Genomic DNA, 7,823 nt, shown 5'->3' on the forward strand with positions numbered 1-7,823 from the left:
TTCATTCATTATACATTCGTTTTTGGCGTTTCCTCTTCATCATGAACGCTTAATAAATTTTGCCACTTTTTATAAGGAGCACTATTTGGATCTACGTATCCTTTCGCGTATGAACGATCCCACAATTGTTTAATAAACATTTCTTTCTCTTTCTTGGCAACCATATCGGCACCTGTACCGTAATAGTTTTGGAAATATAACTCAATTTCATCAAGAAATAACCTTAATAATTCATCAGAAGTTTCTTCTAACGTTGGATCATATTTCGCTTCACGGTCATACATTAAAATCATATCTAAAATATTATGGACATGCTCTTTACGTAGCCATCTAATATCTTGAGCACCTAATACAAATGGATGTGTATATAAATGTCCACCTTGTATCATCGCCTTTTCTTGTTCTTCTTCAAATCTGGATAAGATGTTTTCATAAATGAACGGATTATGAAGTAACGCTCTATGCAATTTGTAACTTTCGCTTGAAATATTTTTCCCCATCGACTGAATTAAGAAACTACGTCCAACGCCGTTATATTGATACACGAATTGACCATCAACAGCAACTAAACTAATCCAGCGATATATATACGCGTATAGAAGAGCGCGATTACATTTATCGTAATCTAATTTCGTTTGCGTTGCATTTAAGTCTGGCATGAAGGCTGGTAAGTGCCAATACTTATCTAAATGCGGCGTTAAACTAGATTTTTTACTATTCAACTTGTTTACACGGCGATAGTAAGACTGAAAATAATCACCTTTATCATTCATAAATCCATTTGCAATATGTCCAGACGAAAGCTTAGGAAAGTCTTGCAATGATAAACCGTAATGCGCACGATAACAAATGACCTCAAATGGTGAAAAAGCTTCATTTACTGTATCTTTTTCTTTAAACATTTCTTGCATTAATTCTTCTTGCAGTTCTTTCTTTAAAGATGGATGTATACCCCAATATTGTAATTCCCTATGATGTGAAACTTTCGGTACGAATGGACTTGCTAAATGGAACAAGTCTTCAATTTTTTCACGAACATATTCATCACGATCACGCTTCTTATAATCCGCTTCTTTTCTTAATGCTTCAACGATGTTCAGCTCTAATTTATCTCGATAACGTATTTGTAATTCATCGTAACAATAGCTTAGTATGTGTTCACGATAAAAGTCTTCTACCTTTTTCGATTGAATCTCTTCTGTTTTCGCATCCCGGCAATATTCCCCGTATAAGCTCATATAAATTTCTGCACATATATCTTTCGGTAATACACCTAAATTTAAATGTTGTTGCATATCTTGCCATATCTTTTCTTGTAACTTCTCTTCAGCTAATACGTATACATTCGTTGGGTTTGTTTTCCCTTCAAATTCCTTGCTTCGTTTTTGAATTTCAAACAATAAATTTTCACGTGTTTCATGTAAATTATCAAAAAATCTTTCCCAATATTGAATCATTTTATTAACCGCTTGATATAACGATTGATACACGAGTTCTAATAGCATTTCTTTACGGTATTCGTTTAATTTGTGTACATACTGCGTTACAATATCTTCAAATTCCTTTTTAAATAAACGCTGCTGGTTATTAATCATTTTTCCAAACCAACCTTGTTGTTGCGCAATTTCTACTCGGCGTACAGCTGTTACCGTTCCATCAATGTTACTCACATTAAATTTCTTATCGTAGTTTTGAATTAAATTACGCTTTTGTTCATTATTTTCATGTAAACGATTCATTTTCTCTACTAACTGCTTTCGAATTTCATACAACATAAAACGAGCTGCTACTGGATGAACAGAATCCGTTTTCTTTAAAAACCATGTATTTAGTTGATATGACTGTCCTTCAGAACCACTTGGTGAAAAACGGTCTGATTCAATCATGTCATATAAAAGCGTCGTTACATGTTCATGTACGCGGCTCGGAATCGCATACGCATATAAACGAACCGCATGATCCACCCTTGCTACTTCACCTTTCATTTGTTCCGTCATTTTCAGTTTCGCAGCCGAAATTTTACACTCATGCTGCAGACGATTTAATTCCTCGTCTTTTTGCACTGTACGCTGTACATAGCTTTCTACAGCTTCTAAAAACAGTTTAGATTTCGCAACACCGACCTTACCACCCTCTGCTCCTTCACGCGTTTCATTATACATTTGTCTATAAAAAATATGAGCCTGTTCTGGACGAGTAGCAAGATGTTCTAAGTCTTCTAAATAACTTTTCCCACGCTCTGGCTTTTCACGCTGCATACCACGTTTTACATCTTGATCGTATCTTTGTTTCTTTTCTTGAAACAATTGATCTAAATGAAGCCACGATTCGTCTAAGCCTTGCACGGCCCATTTTAAAGCACAATATTTTAACACATGCTCATATGGATAAATAATTTTTGCCGTTCCAGCCCCGCAATATCGCCCTTTCCCGCTTGATTCTGCCAATTGCTGAATTTGATTATCTTCCTGTGCAAAGTGATTTGCAGACATCGGACTAAATAATTGTAAATAAATCGTATTTGCCATTTGCTCCATATAATCTGATAAATTATGCAGATGGTGTCCATGTAAATTTTCGTAATCGTATAAAAAACAATAATTGTACGGTAAATGGTGTTGTTTAATCGTGTGATTTGTTCTCCCATCCTCATCTACTTGATCCGGTCGATACTCTAATTCAATCGTAACCCCACCGCGTTTGGATAGTTCTCCTGTAGAACCGAGCGTAATGGCATGCAATTCTTTTAACGAGGCATAGCCGTTTGCTTGCACCGTTTCAAACTCTTTCGCACTAACTGTTCTCGTCTTCACTAACACATCCGGCATTAGAAACGCACCACGTATTAAAATGTTGTGATGTTGCAGTTTTTTTCGAAGCATTTCACGTAAATATAATGCAATTTGTAGAAACATTCCTGAACCTGTTCCGCCCGCTAGTGATGTTACGATAATGACACGTACTCCATATTCCGTTTGATCGCTTGTAACTGGAAAAATCTTCTCGATTTCTTGCCAAAAGGACGTTAATTTATCTTCTTTCATCGCAGCACGTAACGCTAAACGGGAAATGACGCGTAACTGTCCTGCTCCTTCTGTTAATGGTTTATCAAGTATAGTTGGATCCATCGGAAACCACTCTGGAATCGTCGGATCTCCCGCAATATACTCCCTAGGTGTTTTACTAGAGCTCGTTTGCGTCTTAAACTTTCGAATATGATCAAATTTACTCAATGTATTCACATCTGTATCAAATACGTGCATTGCTACTTTTTTCCAGTGCTCCTCAGGTAGTCTTTCATATATTTGATGTGTCACAGTACTACCGATTCCACCTAAACCAATTAATATTGTTGGAACTTGTAACGTCATGTGAACCACCTTCCTATTCTTGCTTGTTTGAAAAAAGGAGGGAAAAATAATACTCTCCTCTTTTCCCCATCTACTATTCACACTCGTATTTGTAAATCTCCTTACCATATCCTCTATCAATTACTAAAAGTTCATTTGGATATAGTGTCTTATGTTCCATTCCAACCTCATCCTCTGTTATAAACATCCCATCAATAATCATTCCTACTACTTGTGACTCTTTCGCTACAAATATCGATTTCGATCCTTTCTTTGCTATAAACGTAACGGATTGCACAGTCTTTCTTTCTGCTCTATACGGAATACCAAAATAATGTTTCCACCATTTATTTTTGAGTAACTCTGGCTCAGATTGATATAACCAATCTTTCGCTACCTCTTGATCCCATTCGTAATACAATAATGCTTTACGGTGAAATCTTGGACGGACAATCCATCCTAAAACGATTATTCCTACTATTAACAGTAATAAAGTGATAGGAATAACAAACTTAAAAATAAGCGCATACTTTTCATAAAACGGTGCATCTTGAATGTGGAGTTTTATGTTTTTCTTTACTTCTTGTAACTTTGAATCCTGCACTACGATGGTAGCTTCTACGGTGCCGGTATCTGTAAAATTGAACGTGTCGGAGTAATGCGGTCGAGGATAAATGTAAATTTGATTACCATGCTGTTTTATTTCATAGTTGATTGATTGTTTAGATGTGACACCAGTAGATTTTAATAGTTTTTTTACAGCCTCTTCTGTCATCGGCTTATCATCTAACTGTGGTTGTATAATAAATGGTTTACTATTCTCTAAATTTGTTACTTTTTCTTCATAATCTTTCGTGACAGTTTGAAGTGATAATTTAGGCTTTTTCGTTGTTTCGATTTTAAATTCTTTCGTTTGTCTGTAAAACCCCTTTATGTTCATATGAACTTTCCCACGTACTAATCCTTTAGTAAGCTTCGTTTCGTAATAAAATACATGTCTTTTATCGTCCCACTTCATCGCATATTGCTTTCCATCTATTTCTACTTCTGCCTGGAAGTAAGAAGACTGAACGGGCAACTCAGTAGGCTTTGCTTCAATAACAGCTGTCACACCTTCATACATTTCCTCAACATTTTTTCTATCCTTATCTTCTTTGTCATAAGTAGAAACAGTATAATTAAGCGCCGGTTCGACTAGTACTTGTAACCCTTCTTTCTCAATATCTCGATCCACTTCTATCGTATACGTTCCTGGTTTAATAACTTCTTCATTTTCCGTACTGATATGAACTATATTTCCGAACAATTTCGCTTCACCTGGTGCATGTATGGAAAAAGAAGATTGTAATTGTAATGGTTTAGAAATTTGTGTGACCTGATAATTAGACAAAGAAGGCGATTGTCGCACAAGCGTCATACGCTTTAACGGAAATGGTGTTGTAATCTCTACTTTCTTTCCTACCACTTTCGTTTTTACAATCGATTCCACAGAGGAGAACGGATCACGATTTGCCACTAATGCCGCCACTTGATTGACGCTTTTTACAATACCATCCTCTCCACTAGATGGCATCGTAACTCCATTTATCTCTTTTTTCCATATTTCTTTAAACGTATTTAGTTGTGCCTTTTCTTGCTGTCCTAAATCCTCTTCCATCGTAATTAAAATTGGATGTAACGATATCTTTTTTGCATCCATTTCTTTCTTAAACTGTGCTAACTTCTGTGTAATTTGTTCTTTTCCGCCAACCTTATCTTTCTCTAAATCATTAAATGCCCCGTCAGTTAAGACAATAAGCCAAAATTCACGTTTTCCATCTATATCTGCTTCCTTTTTTATAGATTGCATCGCCGTTTCTACTGCGCTAAACGGAGTATTTAAATACGTTTTCCATGCTCCAATTCCCTCAATTTCCGTTTGTCTCTTATCCTTCGTTAACGAAATGTTTAATGGATCATTCGGCTTGCTCATTGGAACGTAAGAAAATGTATCTTTTTCATCTAATAGCGCAACTAAACTTTGCAAAGCATAATTGGCATATTTCCAGCGATCGTTATTTCTCATGCTGCCCGAATCATCATATACAAGTGAAACGACCCTTTCCTTTGCCTCCTCTCCTTTTGCAAAAGTCCAAAAAGGATGTAACCATATAAATAGAAACAACATGAATGTGGCACAAATTCGAATTTTCATGATGAGGCTTCGCCACCTTTGTAGACAAATTCCTATGTTTAAATTTATGAGAGGATACAAGATATATGACTTGTATTTTAGGACAACGAACGCAGCATAACTTTATTATGTAAACAGTTATAAAAACGGAATATGATTCCTTCTAGCGTTTTCTATCCGGTAATGTAAGTAAAAAAGCCTGTTTAAGCTTTACACTTAAAACAGACTTTTCCTACTTTTTATTTTAAAAACACATAACAAAAAGTTTGATTTTTGACTTAACACATTACTTCTATTGTAAATCCACCAGGTGCTTCAACGTAAAACGTATACGCATGTGCACGTTTAGGAGCCTCAACCAAAAATCCATCTTCCTTCAATCTTTGATTTATCTTATCTACTTGTTCTTCACTTTTTTGTGGAAATCCTACATGAAATGTTTTTGGATAATGTACGTCTTTCCCTTTCATTAACGTTAATATAAACCCATCATTATCACGCATAACCGCAAAGCCATTTCCCCTTGTTCCGCTACAAGTTAAGCCAAAATACTTTTCTAAAAACTCTCTCGCAGCTACTACATCTGCAACTGTTAAATTAAGATGTTTAATTTTCAAACCATCACCATCTTTCTTAATTTTCTAACATTTTATCATAAAAAGTGAAACTTTAATAAGTGGGGGGTTCACCCCCCGCTTATTATTAGTTGAACCAATCGGGCTTTTACGGCCAATTGATCCCCTGCCTCCCTTCTTTGCTTCCGCTGAATTTTGAGATGGGGAATTTACTGTCCGTTAATGCGGGACAAATAAAAAACACGCCTTCACAGCGTGTTTCATTTCTTCACATACACTTCAACAATCGGATTATCTTTATGATCCGCATGCAAGCGTATATTCTCTTCACTTGTACGATAAATGCTAGCTAATAACATAATTGTTAACACGTTAGGAGTTTTTGCATCGCTCCCGTATTTCCTTTCCAGCGTTTCCTTATACTCAAAATCCAAGTCCCCCTGCACATATGTATACACCTCAAAACCATCTTCTAAATTGCAAACGACTGTATCAATAATATCTGCCCCTACTTGCTTCTTCATTTCCTCTCGCAACGCTTTAATAAATTCTTCCCACGGTACTTCGTATGTCTGAAACTGATCTGTAGATTTCATGCCTTTTCCTCCTTATATATCCTCTTCCTATATTTCCCCTTTCCTATAACAATTATGATAGTTAGGGCATTCGTACAAGCCGCACTTGTCCCCTTTACATATCGTATTACTGTAATGGGAAGGAGAAGAAACATGCATAGACAAAAATGTTATGATACATGCCGACGTTATTTCGGTAAAGTCGTTCGAATTGAAGATCGTGAGGGGCGCATCCATTTAGGCAAAATAATTGATGTGACAAAAGACTCTGTATGGATTGAACCAGTGCAACAGCACTCATCTTTTGATTCAGGATTCGGATACTATGATGCATATGCAAACGGTGGTTGCGACCTTTGTGGCGGCCTTAGCAGATGTGATAGTTGCGGATTTGGTTGTGGTGGTGGATTCAGCAGCTGTGGATGTGGTGGTCGTGGTTGTGGTAGTTGCGGCGGCTGGGGTGGCGGCGGTTGTGGCTGGGGTGTTGAACTCGGATTTGGTTTCATCTTCGGAATTACATTAGCTGCATTATTTTTCATTTAACATAAGTAAAGAGTTGACTATCTTTAGCCAACTCTTTTTCTTTATTTTTCACATATAAAAATACGATGACCTAAAATATGTTGGTACATAAGTCGTACATTTTCATGTTGCACCCATGCCTCATATAACTCATTCGGAATAAATTGTGATACATTCCATTCCGGCTCTTCTATATAGCCAGAAATCGTTTCTGCAATTGTACCACCGCCAGCAATTGTAACCCGCTTAAAGTTTGCTTTCTGAAATAATTGTACCCACTCGCTCTCTGTTAATAGTTCTTTCATCCCGTATAATTGAGCGATTTTTTCTTCCTCTCCCTTATCAATGTGCCTATCAATAATCATTTCAATGACAACAAGCTTACCGTCTTTCTGTAATACACGATAGCACTCTGAAATAACCTTTTCTTTTTCTGTAAAAGCGAGTATCGATTCTCCGAGTACGAACTCAAATAAATCATGTAAACAAGGTAATTGCTCTACATTTCCTTCAATTAATTGAATGTCTAGTCCTTCAAACAACCATCTATCTTTATGATGATAGGTAAGGCTTTGATGTAATCTCCACCTTTTCCCCCACCTCACACCGTACGTGCTAGTTTCCTAGC

Annotated in this window: 5 protein-coding genes and 1 pseudogene; 1 reads left to right on the forward strand and 5 read right to left on the reverse strand. The window is 36.5% G+C overall.

The window, feature by feature from the left end; translation table 11 throughout:
- Positions 1 to 8: 8 nt before the first annotated feature.
- The 4 genes from PDQ33_RS05975 to PDQ33_RS05990 all read right to left on the reverse strand — a co-directional run bounded on the left by PDQ33_RS05975 (position 9) and on the right by PDQ33_RS05990 (position 6,694).
- A complete protein-coding gene (locus tag PDQ33_RS05975) occupies positions 9 to 3,371 on the reverse strand; it encodes a tubulin-like doman-containing protein (protein WP_270755063.1) in 3,363 nt (1,120 codons plus the stop codon).
- Between the two features lie 73 nt (positions 3,372 to 3,444).
- Positions 3,445 to 5,544, reverse strand: coding sequence for a vWA domain-containing protein (locus PDQ33_RS05980; protein ID WP_219913163.1), 2,100 nt, complete (start codon positions 5,542 to 5,544; stop codon positions 3,445 to 3,447).
- Positions 5,545 to 5,801: 257 nt separating this feature from the next.
- Positions 5,802 to 6,140 (reverse strand): VOC family protein, encoded by a 339-nt coding sequence (locus PDQ33_RS05985; RefSeq protein WP_219913164.1) that lies wholly within the window; start codon positions 6,138 to 6,140, stop codon positions 5,802 to 5,804.
- A 218-nt stretch (positions 6,141 to 6,358) separates the two neighbouring features.
- Positions 6,359 to 6,694, reverse strand: a complete 336-nt coding sequence (locus tag PDQ33_RS05990) for a hypothetical protein (protein ID WP_000842911.1) — start codon at positions 6,692 to 6,694, stop codon at positions 6,359 to 6,361.
- Between the two features lie 132 nt (positions 6,695 to 6,826).
- Between PDQ33_RS05990 and PDQ33_RS05995 the strand changes: the two genes are divergently transcribed.
- Positions 6,827 to 7,216, forward strand: a complete 390-nt coding sequence (locus PDQ33_RS05995; RefSeq protein WP_000555003.1) for a hypothetical protein — start codon at positions 6,827 to 6,829, stop codon at positions 7,214 to 7,216.
- A gap of 41 nt (positions 7,217 to 7,257) precedes the next feature.
- On the opposite strand, the pseudogene PDQ33_RS06000 reads toward PDQ33_RS05995, so the two are convergent.
- A pseudogene (locus PDQ33_RS06000) lies at positions 7,258 to 7,749 on the reverse strand (class I SAM-dependent methyltransferase); the annotation flags it as partial.
- Positions 7,750 to 7,823: the final 74 nt, after the last annotated feature.

This window comes from Bacillus cereus group sp. Bc031 (assembly GCF_027716265.1).
GTDB classification, from domain to species: domain Bacteria; phylum Bacillota; class Bacilli; order Bacillales; family Bacillaceae_G; genus Bacillus_A; species Bacillus_A paranthracis.